Origin of the sequence: Nocardia alni (assembly GCF_019038435.1) — a bacterium.
In the GTDB taxonomy this organism is placed as follows: Bacteria; Actinomycetota; Actinomycetes; order Mycobacteriales; family Mycobacteriaceae; genus Nocardia; species Nocardia alni.
Map to the genome: position 1 here is coordinate 1 of NZ_JAGPOX010000082.1, position 19,835 is coordinate 19,835.

At 67.3% G+C, this 19,835-nt stretch carries 19 protein-coding genes; 6 read left to right on the top strand and 13 right to left on the bottom strand.

Features of this window, described 5'->3' with window-relative positions:
* The 3 genes from dhaM to dhaK all read right to left on the bottom strand — a co-directional run.
* The coding region (dhaM, locus tag JZ791_RS27105) for a dihydroxyacetone kinase phosphoryl donor subunit DhaM (protein ID WP_254206380.1) at positions 1-397 on the bottom strand (397 nt) is incomplete at its 3' end.
* 88 nt (positions 398-485) lie between these two features.
* Positions 486-1,103 (bottom strand): dihydroxyacetone kinase subunit DhaL, encoded by a 618-nt coding sequence (gene dhaL / locus JZ791_RS27110; protein ID WP_216898066.1) that lies wholly within the window; start codon positions 1,101-1,103, stop codon positions 486-488.
* Between the two features lie 2 nt (positions 1,104-1,105).
* Entirely contained in the window at positions 1,106-2,107 is a 1,002-nt protein-coding gene (gene dhaK, locus JZ791_RS27115) for a dihydroxyacetone kinase subunit DhaK (RefSeq protein ID WP_216898067.1), read from the bottom strand.
* A gap of 105 nt (positions 2,108-2,212) precedes the next feature.
* Between dhaK and JZ791_RS27120 the strand changes: the two genes are divergently transcribed.
* Entirely contained in the window at positions 2,213-2,917 is a 705-nt protein-coding gene (locus JZ791_RS27120; RefSeq protein WP_254206381.1) for an IclR family transcriptional regulator, read from the top strand.
* Between the two features lie 416 nt (positions 2,918-3,333).
* Here the strand turns inward: JZ791_RS27120 and JZ791_RS27125 are convergent, their stop codons facing one another.
* From JZ791_RS27125 to JZ791_RS27140, 4 genes are all read right to left on the bottom strand, one after another.
* Positions 3,334-5,124, bottom strand: coding sequence for an AMP-dependent synthetase/ligase (locus tag JZ791_RS27125; protein ID WP_216898068.1), 1,791 nt, complete (start codon positions 5,122-5,124; stop codon positions 3,334-3,336).
* Between the two features lie 104 nt (positions 5,125-5,228).
* Positions 5,229-6,143, bottom strand: coding sequence for an alpha/beta hydrolase (locus tag JZ791_RS27130; RefSeq protein ID WP_216898069.1), 915 nt, complete (start codon positions 6,141-6,143; stop codon positions 5,229-5,231).
* Between the two features lie 16 nt (positions 6,144-6,159).
* Positions 6,160-6,993, bottom strand: a complete 834-nt coding sequence (locus JZ791_RS27135; protein ID WP_216898070.1) for an SDR family NAD(P)-dependent oxidoreductase — start codon at positions 6,991-6,993, stop codon at positions 6,160-6,162.
* Positions 6,993-8,531, bottom strand: coding sequence for a flavin-containing monooxygenase (locus JZ791_RS27140; protein WP_254206382.1), 1,539 nt, complete (start codon positions 8,529-8,531; stop codon positions 6,993-6,995). The genes JZ791_RS27135 and JZ791_RS27140 overlap by 1 nt, the downstream gene beginning before the upstream one ends.
* Positions 8,532-8,624: 93 nt before the next feature.
* Between JZ791_RS27140 and JZ791_RS27145 the strand changes: the two genes are divergently transcribed.
* Positions 8,625-9,242 (top strand): TetR/AcrR family transcriptional regulator, encoded by a 618-nt coding sequence (locus JZ791_RS27145; protein WP_308163119.1) that lies wholly within the window; start codon positions 8,625-8,627, stop codon positions 9,240-9,242.
* Positions 9,243-9,431: 189 nt separating this feature from the next.
* Here JZ791_RS27145 and JZ791_RS27150 read toward each other — a convergent pair whose 3' ends face one another.
* The 4 genes from JZ791_RS27150 to JZ791_RS27165 all read right to left on the bottom strand — a co-directional run bounded on the left by JZ791_RS27150 (position 9,432) and on the right by JZ791_RS27165 (position 14,134).
* Positions 9,432-10,997, bottom strand: coding sequence for an MFS transporter (locus JZ791_RS27150; protein WP_216898071.1), 1,566 nt, complete (start codon positions 10,995-10,997; stop codon positions 9,432-9,434).
* A gap of 7 nt (positions 10,998-11,004) precedes the next feature.
* Complete coding sequence (locus JZ791_RS27155) at positions 11,005-11,502, bottom strand: MTB12 C-terminal domain-containing protein (protein WP_216898072.1); 498 nt, start codon at positions 11,500-11,502, stop codon at positions 11,005-11,007.
* Positions 11,503-11,613: 111 nt separating this feature from the next.
* Positions 11,614-13,074 (bottom strand): wax ester/triacylglycerol synthase domain-containing protein, encoded by a 1,461-nt coding sequence (locus tag JZ791_RS27160; protein WP_216898073.1) that lies wholly within the window; start codon positions 13,072-13,074, stop codon positions 11,614-11,616.
* 46 nt (positions 13,075-13,120) lie between these two features.
* Entirely contained in the window at positions 13,121-14,134 is a 1,014-nt protein-coding gene (locus tag JZ791_RS27165; protein WP_216898074.1) for a glycine betaine ABC transporter substrate-binding protein, read from the bottom strand.
* 240 nt (positions 14,135-14,374) lie between these two features.
* On the opposite strand from JZ791_RS27165, the gene JZ791_RS27170 reads away from it, so the two are divergent.
* From JZ791_RS27170 to JZ791_RS27185, 4 genes are read left to right on the top strand one after another with little or no spacing between them, the layout of a single operon-like run.
* Entirely contained in the window at positions 14,375-15,274 is a 900-nt protein-coding gene (locus tag JZ791_RS27170; RefSeq protein WP_216898103.1) for an ABC transporter substrate-binding protein, read from the top strand.
* A 3-nt stretch (positions 15,275-15,277) separates the two neighbouring features.
* A complete protein-coding gene (locus JZ791_RS27175) occupies positions 15,278-16,420 on the top strand; it encodes an ABC transporter ATP-binding protein (RefSeq protein ID WP_216898075.1) in 1,143 nt (380 codons plus the stop codon).
* Between the two features lie 4 nt (positions 16,421-16,424).
* A complete protein-coding gene (locus JZ791_RS27180; RefSeq protein ID WP_216898076.1) occupies positions 16,425-17,093 on the top strand; it encodes an ABC transporter permease in 669 nt (222 codons plus the stop codon).
* Positions 17,090-17,773, top strand: a complete 684-nt coding sequence (locus JZ791_RS27185) for an ABC transporter permease (protein ID WP_216898077.1) — start codon at positions 17,090-17,092, stop codon at positions 17,771-17,773. Before JZ791_RS27180 ends, JZ791_RS27185 begins: the two co-directional genes overlap by 4 nt.
* Here the strand turns inward: JZ791_RS27185 and JZ791_RS27190 are convergent.
* Both JZ791_RS27190 and JZ791_RS27195 read right to left on the bottom strand, forming a co-directional pair.
* On the bottom strand, positions 17,770-18,285 hold the full coding sequence (locus JZ791_RS27190) for a hypothetical protein (RefSeq protein ID WP_216898078.1): 516 nt from the start codon (positions 18,283-18,285) through the stop codon (positions 17,770-17,772). The genes JZ791_RS27185 and JZ791_RS27190 overlap by 4 nt on opposite strands.
* A 149-nt stretch (positions 18,286-18,434) precedes the next feature.
* Positions 18,435-19,835: an MFS transporter gene (locus tag JZ791_RS27195; protein ID WP_216898079.1), complete on the bottom strand. Its 1,401-nt coding sequence runs from the start codon at positions 19,833-19,835 to the stop codon at positions 18,435-18,437.

A 19,835-nucleotide genomic window follows, 5' to 3' on the forward strand; every position in this document is an offset into this window, starting at 1 on the left:
CCCCCAACTGCGCACGCTTACCCAGCAGGGCGTTATCCGCCTCCTCGGCGGCCTCGTCCAGCCCCGCCCCACCCGCAGCGGACACCGCCGCCGCGACCAGTCCCTCCACGATCGGCGCGGCGCACAGGCGAACCCGATGCTCGGTCTCCAGCAGATCCAGCGCGAGTTCGGCGGACAGCACCGCGCTGCCGAGATCCATCAGGATCAGCACGCCGTCACCGGAGTCGGCGGCGGTGATGGCGCCGGCCACGGCGACCGCGTCGGTGCCGAAGGTGACGTCGTCTAGCCCGGCGGCGATCTCGATCCGCACCGCCTGCTGGTGCAGCATCTCGCCTGCCAGGGCCACCGCAGCGGTGGCCAACGAACGGCTATGGGAGACAACGACTATGCCGATCATCGGCGAACCACCCTGCCGGATCGCCGTGAGTACGCCGGATAACCCGACGGGAACGTCCCCGCCGTGCCGACAGCGGACCGCCAGGACATCACCGCACGGCCTGTCGAGCGGCGCGGATCAACAGGGTTACGCTGGTCGCCCCCGGATCCTGATGCCCCACACTGCGTTCCCCCAGGTAGGACGCGCGGCCTTTGCGCGCCTGCATCGGCGTGGTGGCGTCGCGCCCCTTCTCGGCGGCGGCCAGGGCGGCATCCAGAGCCTGCACCAACTCCTCTCCCGCACGGACACTTTCATCCAACGCGTCGACCGCCGGGGACAGCGCGTCGAGCATGGTCTTATCCCCCGGCTCGGCCTTACCCCGCGCCACGATGCCGTCGAGCCCCGCGCGAACAACGGCCGCGAACCCCGCTGCGTCCAAACCGTTCTCGCCGCAAGCCGAGGCGGCGCGCAGGAAGAAGGTGCCGTACAGCGGGCCGCTGGCGCCGCCCACCGAGCGGATCAGCGTCATTCCCACTTGTTTCAATGCCGCCGCCGGTGTCTCGGGCGGGCTCTCGGCCAAGGCCGCGACGACCGCGGCGGTTCCCCGGCGCATATTGCTGCCGTGGTCGGCGTCGCCGATGGCGGCGTCGAATTCGGTGAGTGCGTCGGCGTTTTCGTCGACGAGAGCGGCGAACTCACGCATCCATTCGATCGGATCCAGGGTCATCCTCATACTCCCCAGCGCAGGCCCGGCGTGCGCACCGGCGCATCCCACAGCGTCAGCAGTTCGTCGTCGGCCTTGGTCAGGGTCACCGAGCAACCCGCCATCTCCAGCGAGGTGATGTAGGGCCCGACCAGCGAGCGCGCGACCTCGACGCCGTGCCCGCGCAGGATCCGCGCCACCTCGTTGTACATCACGTACAGCTCGAGCAGCGGGGTGCCGCCCATGCCGTTGAGTAAGCAGATCACGGCGTCGCCCCTGGTGAACGGCAGATCCGTGAGGATCGGCTCCATCAGCATTTCGGCTACCTCGCGCGCGGGGGCGAGCGGCGCCCGGCGGCGCCCGGGTTCGCCGTGAATGCCGATCCCGATCTCCATCTCGGACTCGCCCAGCTCGAAGGTGGGCTTTCCCGCGGCGGGCACGGTGCAGGAGGTCAGCGCCATGCCCATACTGCGCGAGTTCGCATTCACCACGTTCGCGATCCGTGCGACCTGCGCCAGCGGGCGTCCCTGTTCGGCTGCCGCGCCCGCGACCTTCTCCACGATCACTGTGCCGCCGACCCCGCGACGGCCCGCGGTGTAGGTGCTGTCCTGCACGGCCACATCGTCGTTCACCACCACGGCCACCACCTCGGCGCCGGATTCGGCCGCGGCGAGTTCGGCGGCCATGTCGAAGTTCATCACATCGCCGGTGTAGTTCTTCACGATATGCAGCACGCCCGCACCGGCGTCGACGGCGGCGGTCGCGGCGAGAATCTGATCCGGCACCGGCGAGGTGAACACCTCACCGGCACAGGCGGCGTCGAGCATCCCGAACCCGACGAACCCGCCGTGCAGCGGCTCGTGCCCGGATCCACCGCCGGAGACCAGTCCCACCTTGCCCGGCACGGGCGCGTCGGCCCGCAGGACCAGCCTGTTCTTCTCGTCGACCCGCAGTTCCGGATGTGCCGCGGCGATTCCGGCCAGGGCCTCGCCGACAATATCCGCCGGGTCGTTGATGAGCTTCTTCATGGAAGTCTCCCATGGTATTTACGAACGCTATTCGATAATGTCGAATTACTCGTAGGCTACGTCGATGTTGCGTAGCTCACAAGACCCGGAAGGCAGAGCGATCCGATGGCACGTGGCGATCCGGCGGATACGGGCGTCCGCATGATCCAATCGGTCGATCGTGCGGTACGAATCCTGTTCGCGCTACAGGGTTCTCGTCGGATGACGCTGTCCGAACTGGCGGCCGAGCTCGGTCTGGCCGCCACCACCGTGCACGGCATCGTGCGCACCCTGGCCGCGCACGGCGTGGTGGTGCAGGAGCACGGCGGCGGGCGCTATCAGCTCGGCCCGGCGGTCCTGCGGCTGGGCAACGTCTACCTCGACACCCTCGACCTGCGTGCACGCTCACTCACCTGGGCCCACGAACTGGCTCGCGGCACGGGCCTGGCCGTGCGCGTCGGCGTCCTGTTCGGCGACGACATCGTCATCATCCACCACGAGCCCCGCCCCGACGGCAGCCGCCAGATGCCCGAGGTCGGCATCGAAATCCCCGCGCACGCCAGCGCGTTGGGCAAGGCCATCCTGGCCTTCGAGCCCCACACCGAACCCGGCCCCCTGCGCAGCATGACCGGCGAGACGATCACCTCGACCACGGCCCTGGCCGACCACCTGAAACCGGTCACCGCCTCGGGCATAGCCTACGAGTGCGACGAGGCAGTCCTGGGCGAATCCTGCATCGCCGGAACAGTTTTCGACCGCACCGGCGCCGCGGTAGGCGCGGTAGGCGCGGTCATCCCCACCACCGACTGGCCCGCACCCCCACAGCGATAACCTCGCAGAACATCATCGTGCGTCATCCACTGGGACAGTTATCTGCTCATCAATCGCGGGTTTCCTACAGTCCCGCGCGCCAAGGTGTTCCGATCGGCAGGGCGCAGAGCGTATCTTCTCACGCCTCAGCCACCGCAACCTGCGCTCTTCGAGCGATCAGTCCTGACTTCGGTGCTGGGCACGACTTCAATATCCACGAGCTTGCGCATATGGACGCGCACGAGCTGAGCATTTGGACGCTTAGGTGCTGCCCATATAGACGGCTATCCAGCCGCACACATGGACGCAGAACTGGTGGTCGTCTGGACGGCAGACGGCGGTCGCTGATCCGACAGCACACCATGCGGATGCACACCTGCCCACTCGGCGGAGCGGGCGGGCAGGTGGCTATGAAACTCTTTGTCGCGCAGTGACGCTCAGCCGTAGATGGCCTCGACGTCGGAGGCGTAGTTCTTCATCACGACCGCGCGCTTGAGGGACATCTTCGGGGTGAGTTCGCCGCTCTCCTCGGTCCAGTCGACCGGGAGGATGCGGATCTTCTTGATCGCCTCGGCGTGCGAGACCAGCTTGTTGGTCTCGGCGACGGCGGCGTCGATCTCCGCGACCAGGTCCGGGTTCTCGATCAGCTTCTCGATCGGAGTGTCGGCGGGCAGGTTGTGGCGGTCCTTCCAGCCCGGCAGCGCCTCGACGTCCAGGGTGATCAGGGCGGCGATGAACGGCTTGCCGTCGCCGACGACCATGACCTGGCTGATCAGCGGGTTGCCGCGCAGCGAATCCTCCAGCACGGCCGGGGAGACGTTCTTACCGCCGGCGGTGACCAGGATTTCCTTCTTGCGGCCGGTGATGGTGACGAAGCCGTCGCCGTCGATGGCGCCCAGGTCGCCGGTCTTGAACCAGCCGTCGGTGAACGCGTCCTCGGTGGCCGCGGCGTTACCCCAATAACCGCTGAACACCACCGGGCCGCGGACCAGCAGCTCGCCGTCCTCGGCGATCTTCGCGCCGTGGCCGGGCAGCGGGCGGCCGACCGAGCCGATGCGGGTGTACTCGCGGGTGTTCACCGTGATGGCGGCGGTGGTCTCGGTCAGGCCGTAGCCCTCGCGGACGTTGACGCCGACGCCGCGGAAGAAATGACCCAGCCGCGCACCCAGCGGGCCACCGCCGGACACCGCGGACGTGCACTGTCCGCCCATCGCCGTGCGCAGCTTGGCGTAGACGAGCCTGTCGAAGACCGCGTGCTGAACCTTGAGTGCCAGCCCCGGTCCGCCGTTGTCCAGCGCCTGGCTGTACGCGATGGCGGTCGTCGCGGCGGCGTCGAAGATCTTCCCCTTGACACCGTCCTGCGCCTGCTGCTTCGCACCGTTGAACACCTTCTCGAACACCCGGGGCACCGAGACGATGAAGTCCGGCTTGTACACCCCGAACTGCTCGACCAGCGTCGACCAGTCGGCGGTGTGCGCGACGGTGACCCCGGCGTCGAAGGCGGCCAGCGCCACCGCGCGGGCGAACACGTGTGCCAGCGGCAGGAACAGCAGCGACCGCTTGCCCGGGCGCAGGTCCTGCGGCATGACCGCCCGGTCGGCCACCGATTCGGCGTACAGGTTGGCGTGCGAGAGCATGACGCCCTTGGGCCGCCCGGTGGTGCCGGAGGTGTAGATCAGGCTGGCCGGGGAGCTGGCCTTCAGCTGGGCGCGGCGCTCGTGCACCACGGCGTCGTCCAACTCCGCGCCGCGGGCGGTGAGCTCGTCGATCGCGCCCTTGCCGAACAGCAGGGTTTCCTTCAGCTCCGGCAGCGCCGACTCGATCTCGCCGATCATCGCGCGCTGCTTGTCGGTCTCGACCACCAGCAGCTTGGTGGAGGAATCCTGGAGGATCCACTTGGCCTGCTCGGCCGAGGAGCTGTCGAAGATCGCCACGGTGCAGCCGCCGGCGGCCCAGATGGCGAAGTCGAGCACCACCCAGTCGTACTGGGTGGATGCCATGATCCCGACGCGGTCGCCCAGTTCGACGCCCGAGGCGATCAGACCCTTGGCCACGCCCGTGACAGCCTGCGCGAACTGCTTCGCGGTCACGTCGGTCCAGCCGCCCTTGCCGTCCGGCCGGTTGAAAACCACCAGGTTGGGCGTGCGCTCGGCATGCCGAAAGGCGCCGTCCGAGACGTTGACGTCCTCGGGGATCGTATAGGTAGCCGGGACTTCGAACTCTCGCATCGCTGCCCTTCCGCGTGGTTAACTCACCAGTAATTTACGCCAGCCGCACCGCAGACCCGCACCCGACGCCCGAGCGCGTCTCCCCGTCGCGGAATGGTCGCAACCTATCTTATTGAGCCCGTTTGCGCCGTTCGCAGCGCTTCGCCGAGGAAATCACCGAGCGCGCGCAGCTCGGCCGCCGCGGGCGTGACCATCTCGGCCTGCAGCTGCGCGACATGCCAGAGCCCGCGGGTCACCGAGAACTGCGTCGGCACGTCGGCCTCCCGCAGCGCCGCCACCAGTCGCCCGCACTGGGCGCGCAGCATCTCACCGTCGTCGACCTGCACATAGGTCGGCGGAAGTCCGCTCATCTCACCCAGCAGCGGGGCATAGCCGGAATCGAGGGGATCGGCGTCCCCCAGGTAGGCGGCCGCGCTGGCTTGCGACCATGCCCGATTGATCACGAGGTCTCGCTCGCGGGGCGGTACTTCGTTCGGATTGCTCCAGGGTGCGATCAACCCCAGTGCGGCGGGCCGGATCCCGTGCCGGTCGCGCAATCGCTGGGCCAGTGCGAGCGACAGGCCGCCACCGGCCGAATCACCGGCTACCGCAAGCCCTTCCGGAGTCAACCCGGTGGACAGCAGCTCCAGGTAGGCCGCCTCGGCGTCGTCCAGGGCGGCGGGATACGGATGTTCGGGCGCCAGCCGGTAGTCCGGTACGTACACCGGGGCGTCGAGCGCCTCGGCCAGGTGCGCGGCCAGGGGCCGGTGCGTCCGTGGCGAGCAGACCGTGTACCCGCCGCCGTGCAGATACAGCAGCGCGAAGGGCGATCCGGCCCGGCCGACGGTGACCCGTTCGGTAGCGCGACCGCCCAGAGGCAGCCGGTCCACCCGGGTGCCCTTCGGTGACATCTGGAGTACGGCCTCGGCATCCAGCGCCGCGCGTTGTACGCGCCACGGTAGCCGGACATTCATGGAATATCGGAACACCGGATGCAGGATCGCCCGAGCCAAGGGCAGTGGCAGCGAAATACCGGACATGGCAGTCCTTTTCAGTTCACGGAAGGAATCGTCGGTTCACCAGGTTCGCGATGCGCTGATAGTACGAGCCGGTGGTGCGCACGAACAGATCCAATGCCTTGGCCTCCCAGCCGATCAGCACGCGGCCGTGCCCCTTCGCCACGGCCTCGGTGATGGTCTGCGCGGCCATCTCGGGGGTGTGCAGCGCCAGCGTCTTGTCGAAGAACGACGCGAGCTGCTTGGCGTCGATGCCCTCGGCGTAGGTGGCGTTGCGTGCCACGGCGGTCTTGATGCCGCCGGGATGCACGCAGGTGACCTGCACCGGATGCTTGCGGGCCAGCATCTCCTGGCGCAGCGACTCGGTGAAGCCGCGCACCGCGAATTTCGCCGCGTTGTAGGCACTCTGGCCGGGAATCGCGATGATGCCGAACAGGCTGGACACGTTGATCACGTGGCCCGCACCGGATTCGATCAGATGGGGAAGAAATGCCTTGGTGCCGTTGACGACTCCCCAGAAGTCGACATCCATGATGCGCTCGATGTCCTTGAACTGGGAGTCGATCACCTCGCCGTGGAAGGCGATGCCGGCGTTGTTGTAGATCTGATGCACGACGCCGTAGTGCTTGTGCACGGCGTCGGCGTAGAGCAGGACGGCCTCCCGCTCGGCGACATTGAGCCGGTCGGACTTGACCTGCGCGCCCAGTGCCTCACTGCGGCGCACGGTTTCGGCCAGGCCCTCGGCATCGATGTCGGACAGCGCGAGTTTCGCGCCACGGCCGGCCAGGTTCTCGGCCAGCGCGCGGCCGATACCGGATCCGGCGCCCGTGATCACGCAGACCTTGCCGCGGAAATAGGCGTCACTGTTGCTCATTACCCTGCCACCACCTTCGATTCGGCCCCCGCCTCGATGTCCCGGCTACGCGTCGTCGTCTCGTAGGCCGGCACGTCGAATTTTTCCAACAGCTTACGGAAGCGGAAGGTGAAATCCGGCCAAAGCGTGGTGTTATTGCCGTACTTGTCCAGATACCAGCTGGCGCAGCCACCGGTGTTCCAGACGCTGCGGACCAACTTGCCCTGCAGCGTCCGATTGAAGCTGTCCTGCACGTCCTTTCGCACCTCGACCGTGCGCAGACCGCGGCGATCGATGGTGGCGACGGCATCGGCGATGTAGGCGATCTGCGATTCGATCATGTACACGATCGAGGTGTGGCCCAGTCCGACGTTCGGGCCGAGCAGGAAGAACAGGTTGGGGTATCCGGCGATCGCCGACCCCTTGTAGCCCTGCTGGCCCTCGGCCTCGAACACCTCGGCGAGCGTGCGGCCGTCGCGGCCGGTGATGGTCTCGTACGCCGGCGAGTCGGTGACGTGGAATCCGGTGGCGACCACGATGGCGTCGACCTCGCGCTCGGCGCCGTCGGTGGTCACGATCGAACCGGCGCGGATCTCGGCGATGCCGTCGGTGACAACGTCCACGTTGTCGCGCCCCAGCGCCGGGTAGTAGTCGTTGGAGACCAGCATGCGCTTGCAGCCGATGCGGAAGTTCGGCGTCACCTTCTCCCGCAACCGCGAATCGCGCACCTGGGAACGGAGTTTGGCCCGGGCGATCGTTTCCAGCACCAGCATGGCGGGCGGGAATTTGGCCAGGCCGATGACCTGGGCCTCGCGCGCGGCGTAGATGCCCGCGCGATACAGCCGCTGCACGCCCGGAACGTGTTCGAAGACGAACCGTTCCGCCGAGGTGTACGGCCGGTCGTTACGCGGCAGCAGCCAAGGCGCGGTGCGCTGGTAAAGGTCCAGACGCGCGACCTTCGGTGCGATGGACGGCACGATCTGGATCGCCGAGGCGCCGGTACCGATCACCGCGACGCGCTTGCCGGTCAGATCCGCCTCGTGATCCCAGCGCGCGGAGTGGAAAACCTTCCCCTGGAAGGTGTTGATGCCCTTGATATCCGGAAGATTCGGCTCGCACAGCGCGCCGACCGCGGAGATCAGGATATCGGCGGTGAAGGTACCCTTGCTGGTGTGTACCTGCCAGTGGGCGGTGTCGGAATCCCAGCGGGCCTCTGTCATCTCGCAGTCGAAGATGTGCTTGTCCCGCACGCCGTATCGGTCGGCGACACCCTGGATGTAGCGCTGGATCTCCGGCTGTTTGGAGAACGAGCGGGACCAGTCCGGGTTCAGCGCGAAGGAGTACGAGTACAGCTGCGAGGGCACATCGCAGGCCGCGCCGGGGTAGGTGTTGTCGCGCCAGGTGCCCCCGACGTCGTTGCCCCGCTCGAGGACCAGATAGTCCCGCACCCCCTGTTGCGCGAGCCGGATGGCCATACCCAGGCCCGAGAACCCGCTGCCGACGATGAGGACGTGCACATGTCGGGATTCCCGATCACTTCCGAGGGCCATAGACACCATCACTGTCTGTAACCTTGCGACTCATGTACTCGAGCGTAAGACGTTATTGATCCGGAGTCAATAGTATTGACTCGCGTTCAGTAGGATGGTCCCGTGGCCGGAAGAGATGGTGGTGCGAAGCGGGTGCGCCTGAGTCCAGAGGAGCGCCGCCATCAGCTCATCACCCTGGGCACCCGGATGCTGCGCGAACGGGCTCTGGAGGATATTTCGATCGGCGAGATCGCCGCACAGGCCGGAATCTCCCGGGGTCTGCTGTTCCACTACTTCTCCTCCAAACAGGAGTTCCAGCTGGCGATCGTGGCCAACGCGAACGCCGAGCTACTCGCCCGCACCGCCCCCGACCGCAGTCTGATGCTGGGCGCGATGCTGCACGACGCGGTCCACCGCTACGTCGAGTACGTCGCCGAGAACCGCACCTCCTATCTCGCCCTGCTGCGCCGTCCCGCCGGTACCGAACTGATGGCGCTGGTCGATGCGACCCGCGCCGCGATGGCCGAGCGCATCCTGGCCGAACTACCGCTTCCCGCCGACGACCCCGACCGTCCGCGCCTGGCCCTGGCCGTGCGGGGCTGGATCGCGTTCGTGGAGGAGGTCACGCTGAGCTGGCTGACCACCGAGACCGTCACCCGCGAGCAGCTGATCGATATGCTCGTCGACTCACTACCCGGGCTGGCAGCACATCCGACGCTCAGCGCCGCCCTGGGCCGCTGATCGCCCGGTGCACGAAATTCCGGTCCGGATTATTCCGATCATGGCAACGATCAGCGGTTTCCCCGCCGAATCCGGTCTGGCCGCTTCATCCGGATTCTCCGCTCTCCTACGGTGAGAATGCGACCGGAGCGGTCGAGCCCGGGGCGCGGAGGGGTCTCTCCGGACCCCGCTCCGGTCGCATGGGACGGTTCAGCTCTCGTACTCGTACCCCGAACGGTCGTGCCGGGGAAGAGATATCGCGGTCAGGATCGCGGCGAGCAGAATAATGATGCCCGAAACCAGCAGCGCCACTTCGAGTCCGCGATGGAACGCCGCGTATGTGGCGTTGATGACCTGATCGACGATAGGCCCGTAGGCGGCCGAGGCGGCCTGGTCGCCACCGGAGGGGACGTTGCCGGTCTCGATCGCGTCGATCACGATCGACTGGAAGTTGAGCGGAACCTTCAACTCGTTGAGCCGAGAGGTCAAGTCGGAGTTGAGGAACGAGTTGACCAGCGATCCGAGCGCCGCGACGCCGACGACCGCGCCCACCTGGCGCATGGTGTTGGTGGCCGCCGCGGCCATGCCCGAATGCTCCGCCGGCACACCGGACAACACCGCCGAGGTCAGCGGCACCACGGCGATGCCGAAGCCCAGACCGGCGACCGTCAGCGCCAGCGCCAGCGGAACGAAATGCACGGTGACGCCCAGGAATTGACGGGTCAGCAGCAAACCGGCAGCACCGAGCAGGCATCCGGCGATCATCGGCGTGCGTGAGCCCCGCGAGGCCACCCAGAACCCCGAGGCCAACGCGCCGGCGATGATCGCCACCGCCATCGGCGCGAAGACGCCCGCGATCCGCCAGCCCGAATAGCTCACCACCTCTTGCAGATACAGGGCGGTGAAGAAGAAGATCGAGAAGATTCCGAAGTACACCGCGAACGCCACGATCAGCGCGCTGCGCACCAAAGGCCGCTTCAGATAGGCGAAATCGAACATCGGATTGCGCGCGCGCAGTTCGACCACCAGGAAACCCGCACCCGCCAGACCGCCGATCACGAACAGCGTGATCACCGAGGCGGCGCCGTAGCCGGCGGTCTCACCCGAGATGCCCGCATAGATCACGCACCCCAGAAACAGTGCGCCCAAAACGAATCCGGGAATATCGACCGGACCCGGCTGCGGGTCGGCGCTCTCCGGGACGTATCGCAGCGCCGCGGCCAGCACCACCACGCCCACGGCCAGATTGAACCAGAACACCGCGCGCCAGCCGAACGCGCCGACCAGCAGGCCGCCGATGACCGGTCCCGCCGCCAGCGCCAGCCCGGACACCGCGGCCCACGCGCCCAGCGCCCGAGCCCGGGCGCGGCGGTCGGGGAAGATGTGCCGGAGCACCGACAGCGTCCCGGGCTCCGAGGCCGCGGCTCCCAGACCCATCACCGCACGCCCGGCGATCAGCACCGCCACGGTGCCCGCCAGCGCCGAAATCACCGATCCCGCACAGAAGACGACCAAGCCGGCGATCATCACCCGCTTGCGGCCCCAACGGTCACCGAGCGATCCGGCGGTCAGCATGAGACTGGCGAAGACCAGGGTGTAGGCGTTGACCACCCATTGCAGCGACACCACCCCGGCGTGCACGTCGGACTGCACATTGCCGAGGGTGACGCTGACGATCGTGGTGTCCAGGAATGTCACGAACAGCACCGCGGTCACGGTCAGCAGTGCGATTCCGGGCCTGGTGGCGGGCGTGTCCTGGGAACCGAGCCGAGACATGATCATCTCATGCGGTCGGCGTCGGGCTGGTCTTGGCGCATATCGGCGGAGGGTTGCCCTCGAGGGTCAGCAGCGCGCAGAAGGTGGAGGCGGTGACCTTCCACGCGCCGTCGACGCGCACCGCGGAACCCGGTTGCGCGACCAGGGCGGGCTTACCGTTGAACAGCACGGTGAAGTGCACATCGGCGTGATCGGCGTCGGTACTGCTGACACTGCCGACCGTCGCCGTGGTGCTCTTGGCGATCGGAGATCCGGCCTGCGCCCGGATGGTGGCCGCGAACTGCTGGCCGTTCTCCAGTAACGCGATCTTGTGATCGGCGTCGGTGGTACCGGCGAAGAAGTGCTGGAAAGTCTCGGTGACCGCCTGGTTCGCGGTGGGCGCGGCGGTACCGGACGGACTCGCGGAGGATGTGGCGCCGCCCGACCCTCCGCACGCCGCCGTGGTCAGGAGCGCGGCCATCGTGCAGGCGGTGACCGTGCGCGCCAGAAGAGTCCGAGTGAACATCCTGTGCCTCCCACGGGTGGGGTGATCCGGCGCGACGCCCTGCGCCAAGAGCATCGCCGCCGGTCCCGCCGTCGCGGGTGGCGGCGGGTGCTTGATCAACTGCACCGCACGTTACTCGCCGGAGCCCACTTGCGGACCCGGATCGGCAACAGCCGATCTTGTGCCGAATTCAGCGAGAATTCCGGGCAACATAGTGGTGAACGGCGCAGGATCCAGAAGGGCCGGGTCGACCGACAGCCCGACGCCGAGCACGCCGTTCCAGCTGAGCAGCCCGACCACCAGCGGCACCCCGGGAGCGGTCGGCAGAATCGGAAACACCTGCGCGATCGGCACGTTCGCGAACGTCATCGGCAGATCGGGCCCGGCCATGTTGGAGACGATGGCGTGGAAGAACCGGCCGCCGTACACGTTGCGCGCGAAGAGCGACACCGCGGGCTCCGGCAGCAGACGCAGCGCCGTGGCCAGGACGAAATGTGAGGCAACCGCACGGGTTCCGGTGTGCAGGCGGGCGCTGCGGGCGCGAATATCGGCCAGTCCGCGCTCGGGGTCGGGTCCGTCATCGGTCAACGGGATATCGATCATCACCGCGGCGGTGCGGTTACCTTCGGCATCGGCGGCGGATGTGCGCACCATCAGCGGCACCGCCACCCGCAGTGTCCCGCCCGTGCGCCCGGCCAGATCCGGGCGCGTGCGACGCACCGCACCCACGATGACGCCGAGCAGCACGTCGGTGACCCGCATATCGCGTGAACGAGCCACCGCCCGAACCGTTTCCAGATCCAGCGTCGCGGCGGCGAAGGTCCGCTGCGGGGATCCTGCGGGCAGACGTCCGGGAGGGCGGGCCTGCGCGGCGAGCTGGGCCAGGCCCACCGTGACCGCCAAAGCCCTTGTTCCCCAGAATGGTTCGTCGGGCGCACCCATGGTCAGGTCGACGGGCGGACGCAGCAGATGCAACGCCTGCACCACCGTGCCGATCCCGTCGGCGACCGTATGGTGCAGCAGCAGAACGATTCCCACCGCCGGGCCGCCGGGCCGGGACCGCACCAGCACCAGTCGCCACAGCGGCCGATCTCGTGGAAGTGGAACCGCCGCGAGATCGCTGACGATCGCGCACAGTGCCGCCATCGAGCCGGAAGGATCTGCGGCGGCGTCGGTTTCATTCGATGCGGCGCTTTTCCCGGCAGTCCCGGATGCTCCGGATGCGTGGTCGGCGGGCGCCGCATCGGCGTCCAGCACCGTTTCGGTGACATGCCAGGCCCAGTCGATCCCCGCCTCGACCCACCGGTACCGCCACCACCGCCCGGGCGAGTCCAGTCGCTGGTGAAAGCGCGGGAGCCGCACCAACTCCGCGCGCACCAGCGCACGCACCTCGTCGAGGGTCGGTCCACCGGAGGGATCGGGGCGCAATACCACCAACCCGCCCACGTGCTGCGGCGCGCCGGCGTCCTCTACGTAGAGGAAGAAGGCGTCGGCGGGCGGGACGACGGGAGAATCCGGATATACGTAGGCGAACACCAGCATGCCCACCACGACACCCGCGGTGAACACCATCAATCCGATTACCACGTCCATCTCGGACTCCCGAGTAGATGATCTATCTCGAGATTACGCCCGCGTCCTACAGACTGTGCAGATCGAGCCAGTCGCGGGCCAGGTCGGCGGGTTTGGCATGCTCGTCCCGCAGCTTGCGGATCATCGTTGTGAAGTCGTCGGTGGTCAGTTCTCCCGCAACGTAATTCAGCTTTTTGATCTGCACGTCGCTGAGCGAACCCTGCCGGAACAGCGGGACGACGTTCTGCGCCCGGAACGCGTACTCCGGATCGGCGACCGTGACGAGATCACCCACGCCGCCGGTCAGCAGCGCGGCAGGGGCGGTCAGCACACCGGCCTGAACCCGGCCGGACCGCAGCGCACTCTGCAGCGCGCTGTCGTTCGGGAAGACCGTGTAGTGGGTGATATCGCAGCCGTAGACCGAGCGCAGCGGGTCGAGCACGTCGCGCCGCGGGTCCGGCGGCCGCCGCAGTGGATCGAGCTCATGACCGGTGGCGATGCCCACCGACAGTGCACCGCATCGTGGCGCGAGATCTGTCAGCGAACTCGGAAAGCGCGTCGCCGCGGCCTTCGAGAATACGAATTCCGGGCGAAGATCGGTGCCGTCGGCGATATCGGAGATCGCCAGACCCTCGGGCAGCGCGCGACTCAGGGAATCCGATACCGAGGGCACCGAGGTGGCGGCCGATGACGGTGCGGTACTGGTGGCGCTCGAATCTGAGGCTTCCGAATCCGAAGCAGCCGTCGGATCCGGAAACCGCGCGGCGGAACCCGCGTCGAATGCGGTCAGCAGATCGCCGCTCTCGTCGCCCACCAGCACCACCCGGTCGGCGTCGAGGGCGGACAGATAATCACCGCGCCGGCCCAGCTGCGACCGCACAATCGTGTGCACCCCGGTGCGTGCCAGGGCCCCGGCATAGAGTTCGGCGATCAACTCGGATTGAGCCGAATCACCCGCGCCGATCGCGATCGCGGCGGCGGAATCACCGTGGGAGCAGGAAACGAGCAGCGTAGCCGCCATAACCGCGACCACGACGTGCGCCGCCCTGCGCAGCGACTGCAACGGCACGGCCAACGCCATCCGGCGACACCCACTCCCTTTGATAGTAAGAATGATATCTGGCTGCAAGGATGGACAGCCTGTGGCGGCCGTCTCGGCGAGAATCGTAACGGGGCACGCCGAAACCGAACCCGGCGGTGCCGGGCCCCCGGAAGGACAGCAGTGAAATCCACGATCACCACCTACGCACGTCGACGAGGCCTACGCCCAGCATTCACCGCCGTGCGATTCCTCGCCACGGCCGTGGCGCTGGCCGCGGCGATGGCCCTGTCGGCCTGTGGCGGCAGCAATTCCAATCCTCTGGCCTCCGGATCCGGCGGCTGCAGCGGTGACGCCAATCAGCTCACCGTCGGCTCGGCGAACTTCCCGGAATCCGAGACCGTCGCCGACGTCTATGCCGCGGCGTTGCGCGCCAACGGCTTCAGCGTCGACACCAAATTGAACATCGGCAGCCGCGAGGCATACATTCCGGCGTTGAAGCAATGCTCGATCGGCCTGATTCCCGACTACACCGGCAATCTGCTGACATACCTCGACAAATCCGCGACCGCGACCGACCCAGACGCGGTGAATGCGGCACTGACCAAGGCGCTCGGCGATCAGCTGGCCATCGCCACCCCGGCCCCCGGCGAGGATTCCGATGCGGTCGTGGTCACCCAGGCGACCGCCGACAAGTGGAATCTGCATTCGATCGGTGATCTGGCCCCGCATTCGGCCGAGGTCAGCTACGGCGCCCCGCCGGAAAACGCCGAACGCCCCGACGGAGTGCCGGGCCTGAAGGCCCATTATGGCCTGGATATCGCGGCCGACAAGTTCGTCCCGATCAGCGACGGCGGCGGACCCGCGACCGTACGCGCGCTGACCAGTGGACAGGTCACCATCGCCGATATCTTCACCACCTCGCCGGCCATCAAGGCGGACAATCTGGTGGTACTGGCAGATCCCAAGCACAATTTCTCCCCGCAGAACGTCGTGCCGGTGTTCAACGCCAAGAAGAAGTCCGACAAGGCCGTCAAGGTCCTCGACGCCGTCTCCGCGAAATTGACCACCGACCAGCTGATCACTCTCAATGAGCAGGTCTCCGGCGCGAGCAAGACAGAGCCCGCCGCCGCGGCCAAGGCGTGGGTCACCGCGCAGGGGCTGGACAAGCCGGTCGGATAGAGGGTGAGCGACATCGCATTCGAGGGTGTGGGTAAGACCTATCCCGACGGCACGCAGGCCGTCACCGATCTGGATCTGCGCATCGAATCCGGGTCGTTCACCGTCTTCGTGGGCCCCTCGGGCTGCGGTAAGACCACGTCCATGCGGATGATCAATCGGATGATCGTGCCCACTGTGGGCACGATCACCGTTGCGGGCCAGGATATTTCGACCGTCGATCCGGTGAAGCTGCGCCTGGGCATCGGCTACGTCATCCAGAACGCCGGGCTGCTACCGCACCGCACCGTGCTGGACAACGTCGCCACGGTCCCGGTGCTGCGCGGGCAGTCCCGCCGCGCCGCGCGCCGGGCCGCGCTCGAGGTGCTGGACCGGGTCGGCCTGGACCGGGGGCTGGCCGGCCGCTATCCGGCCCAGCTGTCCGGCGGGCAGCAGCAGCGCGTGGGCGTGGCGCGGGCGCTGGCGGCCGATCCGCCGATCCTGTTGATGGACGAGCCGTTCAGCGCCGTCGATCCGGTGGTGCGCGAGGAGTTGCAGGCGGAAATGCAACGACTGCAGGCGGATCTACACAAGACGATCGTGTTCGTCACGCACGATATCGACGAGGCGATCAAGCTCGGCGACCGCATCGCGGTCTTCGGCCGCGGTGGCGTGCTCCAGCAGTACGACCCACCACAGGTGATACTGGCCGATCCCGCAACGGATTTCGTGGCCGACTTCGCCGGGCGCGACCGCGGCTACCGTGGCCTGTCGTTCCGCAGTGCCGCCGATGTGGTGCTGCACGACATCACGACCGCGACCGCCGAGCAGCTCTCCACGCTGCGGCTCGAATCGGGCGACTGGGTCTTGGTGGTCGACGCGGCGAAGCGGCCGCAGGGCTGGGTCGACGTCACCGGCCTCGAACTCATTCGCGCAGGCCATCCGCCGGCCGACGGCATGGCCGCGGGCGGTTCGCTGTTCCCGCCCGGCGGAGATCTGCGCCAGGCGCTGGACTCGGCCATCTCCTCGCCGTCCGGATGGGGTGTGGCCGTGGATGATTCGGGGGCGGCGGCGGGCGGAATCCTGGCCACCGAGGTCATCGACCAACTGGCACAGCAGCGTTCGGCCGAGGATGTCACCCGCAACCGGCACTTCTTCGACCAGGAGTGAGCCGATGCGCTATCTGATCGACAACTTCGGCGATATCGCCGGATTCGCGCAGACCCACCTGTATCTGGCGCTGGCGCCGCTGCTGATCGGGCTGGTGATCGCGATTCCGGCGGGCGCGCTGGTGCGGCGGGTATCGTGGTTGCGCCGCATCTCGACCATCGTGGCGAGCCTGGCCTTCACGATCCCGTCGCTGGCGCTGCTGGTGATCATTCCGCCGCTGGCGGGCATCGCGGCCATCGATCCGCTGAATGTGATCATCGCGCTGAGCATCTACTCGGTGGCGCTGCTGATCATCGCGGTCCCCGCGGCGCTGGATTCGGTGCCCGCGGCCGTACTCGACTCCTCCGACGCGATCGGATATACCCGGCTGCGCCGCCTGATCGCCGTCGAATTCCCATTGGCCGTACCGGTTTTCGTGGCCAATCTGCGGGTGGTCGCGGTGACCAACATCTCCATGGTGACCGTCGGCGCGCTGATCGGCGTCGGCGGGCTCGGCAAGCTGTTCACCCAGGGCTATCAGCGCAACTATCCGGACGAGATCATCGCCGGAATCGTCGTGGTGCTGATCCTGGCATTGGTGGTGGACCGCGTGCTGTTCGTGATCGGGCGCATGGCCACCCCGTGGCTGCGCGCTCCCCGGGTGAGTCGCCGGACGAAAGCGGTTGGCGCGTGAATCTTTTCATCGATGCGTGGCACTACTTCACCACCGCCGCGAACTGGGACGGATCGGCCGGTATCGCGCACCGGCTGGTCCAGCACGTGTGGTACAGCTTCCTGGCGATCGCGCTGTCCGCGGTGATCGCGGTGCCGATCGGCCTGCTGGTCGGCCACACCCGCCGCGGCGGCGGCGCGGTCGTCGGCTTCGCCAACGCGATGCGCGCGCTGCCGACCCTGGGCGTGCTCACCTTCGTCGTCCTGGGCCTCGGGCTTGGCCTGCTGCCACCATTGCTCGCATTGATCACCGTCGGCGTCCCGCCGCTGCTGGCCGGCGCGTACGCGGGCATCGCGAACGTGGACCCGACCGTGGTCGACGCCTCGCGCGCCATGGGCATGCGCGAGCGCCAGATCCTGCTTCGGGTCGAGGTGCCCAACGCGATGCCGGTCCTGCTGACGGGCCTGCGCTCCACCACACTCCAGGTGGTGGCGACGGCCACGATCGCCGCCTACGTGAACCTGGGCGGGCTGGGCCGCTACATCTTCGACGGCATCGCCCTGTACAAGTACGACCGAGTACTGGTCGGCGCGCTGCTCGTGGCCTTACTGGCGCTGGTACTGGATTCGCTTCTGGCGGTGGTGGTCTGGCTCAGCGCCCCTGGTAAAGGCCGGTTGCGCAGAGCCAGGTCAGCTGCTTAATTCCGCTGTGCCATCAGATGTTTCACCACTAGAGCCATTGGGACCGCGTAACAGAAGTGGGACATGAACCCGCCGATCACCACCGTCGAATCCCCGTAGTTGGGATGATAGTTCGAGACGATGATGATGCCGACATGCATCAGGATCCATAGAATGATCGCGTAGGGCAGTGCCACCAGCGTCGCCTCGACTCCGTGCCGCCGGAACCACGGCCAGAACACCGCGAAGACGACGCCCCAGATCAGGGCGAATAGAACGTGGATGATGGTGCCCAGGACGTACGCCCAGACCCCCAGCGAACTCTGCACCGACTGACCGAACGTCAACCCGGTCGCATTGGCCGGAATTCCTTTCATCGGCATCTGATGCTGCACCCCGACCCAGACGATGGCCTCGTAGATCCAGATGCATACGGCTCCGACGAATCCGCCGATCAGCCCGACCCGCACGGTCTCACTCAGCTCCTCGCGCCGCAGCGTCGCAAGGACGCTTACCCCGGCTCGACTGCTCATGCCAACTCCTTCATTCCCCACAGACTGCGAGAATTATTGTCAACAATTTTGTTGACGTTCCGAGTGTGCGACCCTGGTCGGAGATCTGCGGGGAGTGCGTCGGATCGTTACACTCTCTTGACTTTCATCTTTGGTGACGCGCCCGGTCCCTACGGTGAAATCTCTTCCAGCCGTTTGCCGTTCGTCTTCGGGCCGAAGCCGCCGACAGCGACGATCACGACAACCATCGCGATCGCGATGAATACGAAGACTCCCGCCGTGCCGTAGTCGGCGAGCAGGTCGGCCACCCAGTAGCCGACGAACACCTGGCTCAGCCGGCTCCAGCTGAACGAGAATCCGACTGCGCGAGCACGGATCCGGGTAGGGAACAGCTCGGCGGCATAGGTGTGGAAGATGCCGATCAGCCAGTTGCTGCACAGCGTCACCACCGCGCCGCCGACTATCACCAGTCCGATCCAGCGTGCCTCGGCGAAAACCATTCCGAAGACGCCGATTCCGGCGGCCGCGACGGCCAGCTGCCACTTGCGTTCCACCTTGTCGGCCACCGCGAAGGCCAGCAGGCCGCCCAGTGGGGTGAACCAGGCGATCAGGAAGCTGTAGCCCAGCGAATTCACCACTGTCAGGCCGCGATGCACCAGCAGGATCGCCGCCCAGTTGGAGAAGCCGTACACGCCGATGGTCTGGCAGAACTGGAATATCGACAGCATCAGCGTGCGCCGCCCATACCGGCGCCCGAACACCTCGCGCCAACTGCCCGCCCGGATAACCGGTTCGGCGGCCGTGGGCGCCGGATCCGGTAGGGGCCGACCGGTTTGCGCGACCACTCGCGCCTCGATCGCATCGACGACCGTCGCGGCCTCGGCCAACCGCCCGCGCGCGGCCAGCCACCGCGGTGACTCCGGCAGCCCGCGCCGGGCGAACCACACCAGCAGCCCGCCCACCGCGCCGATGAGCATCACCCAGCGCCACCCGGACAATCCCAGCGGCGCATGCGGCACCAACAGCCACGCCAGCAGCGCCACGATCGGCACGGCCGTGAGGATCACGACGAATCCGAGTGCCACGTACCGACCGCGGATCGCCTTCGGGGCCAGCTCCGACATGAAGCTGTCGTTGTTGACCAACTGGATGCCGACCGCGAATCCGGCGATGAAGCGCCACAGGTCGATCCACCCCGACGAGGGCGCGGTCACGATCAGCAGTGCGGCCACCGAATAGCCGACCATCGACACGGTGAAGGTGGACCGGCGGCCGTACCGGTCCGGAATCCGGCTGAACGCCACCGTGCTCAGGAACATCCCGGCGAAGAACGACGCGGTGAACGCCGCGAAGCCGGACCAATCGAAGTATCCACCCGATTTCTGTTGGTACAGACCGGATCCCAGTAATCCCAGCGAGATGTACCCGGCCAGGAACAGCTCGTAGAACTCGAACCACCCGCCGAGCGCGATGCGAGCGGTCAGCCCCGCCAGGTAGCGGCAGCCCGGTAGCCGGTCGATCCGCGCCGCGAGATCCAAAGCGGTAGGCGGAATATCGGTGGGTGCAGCCAT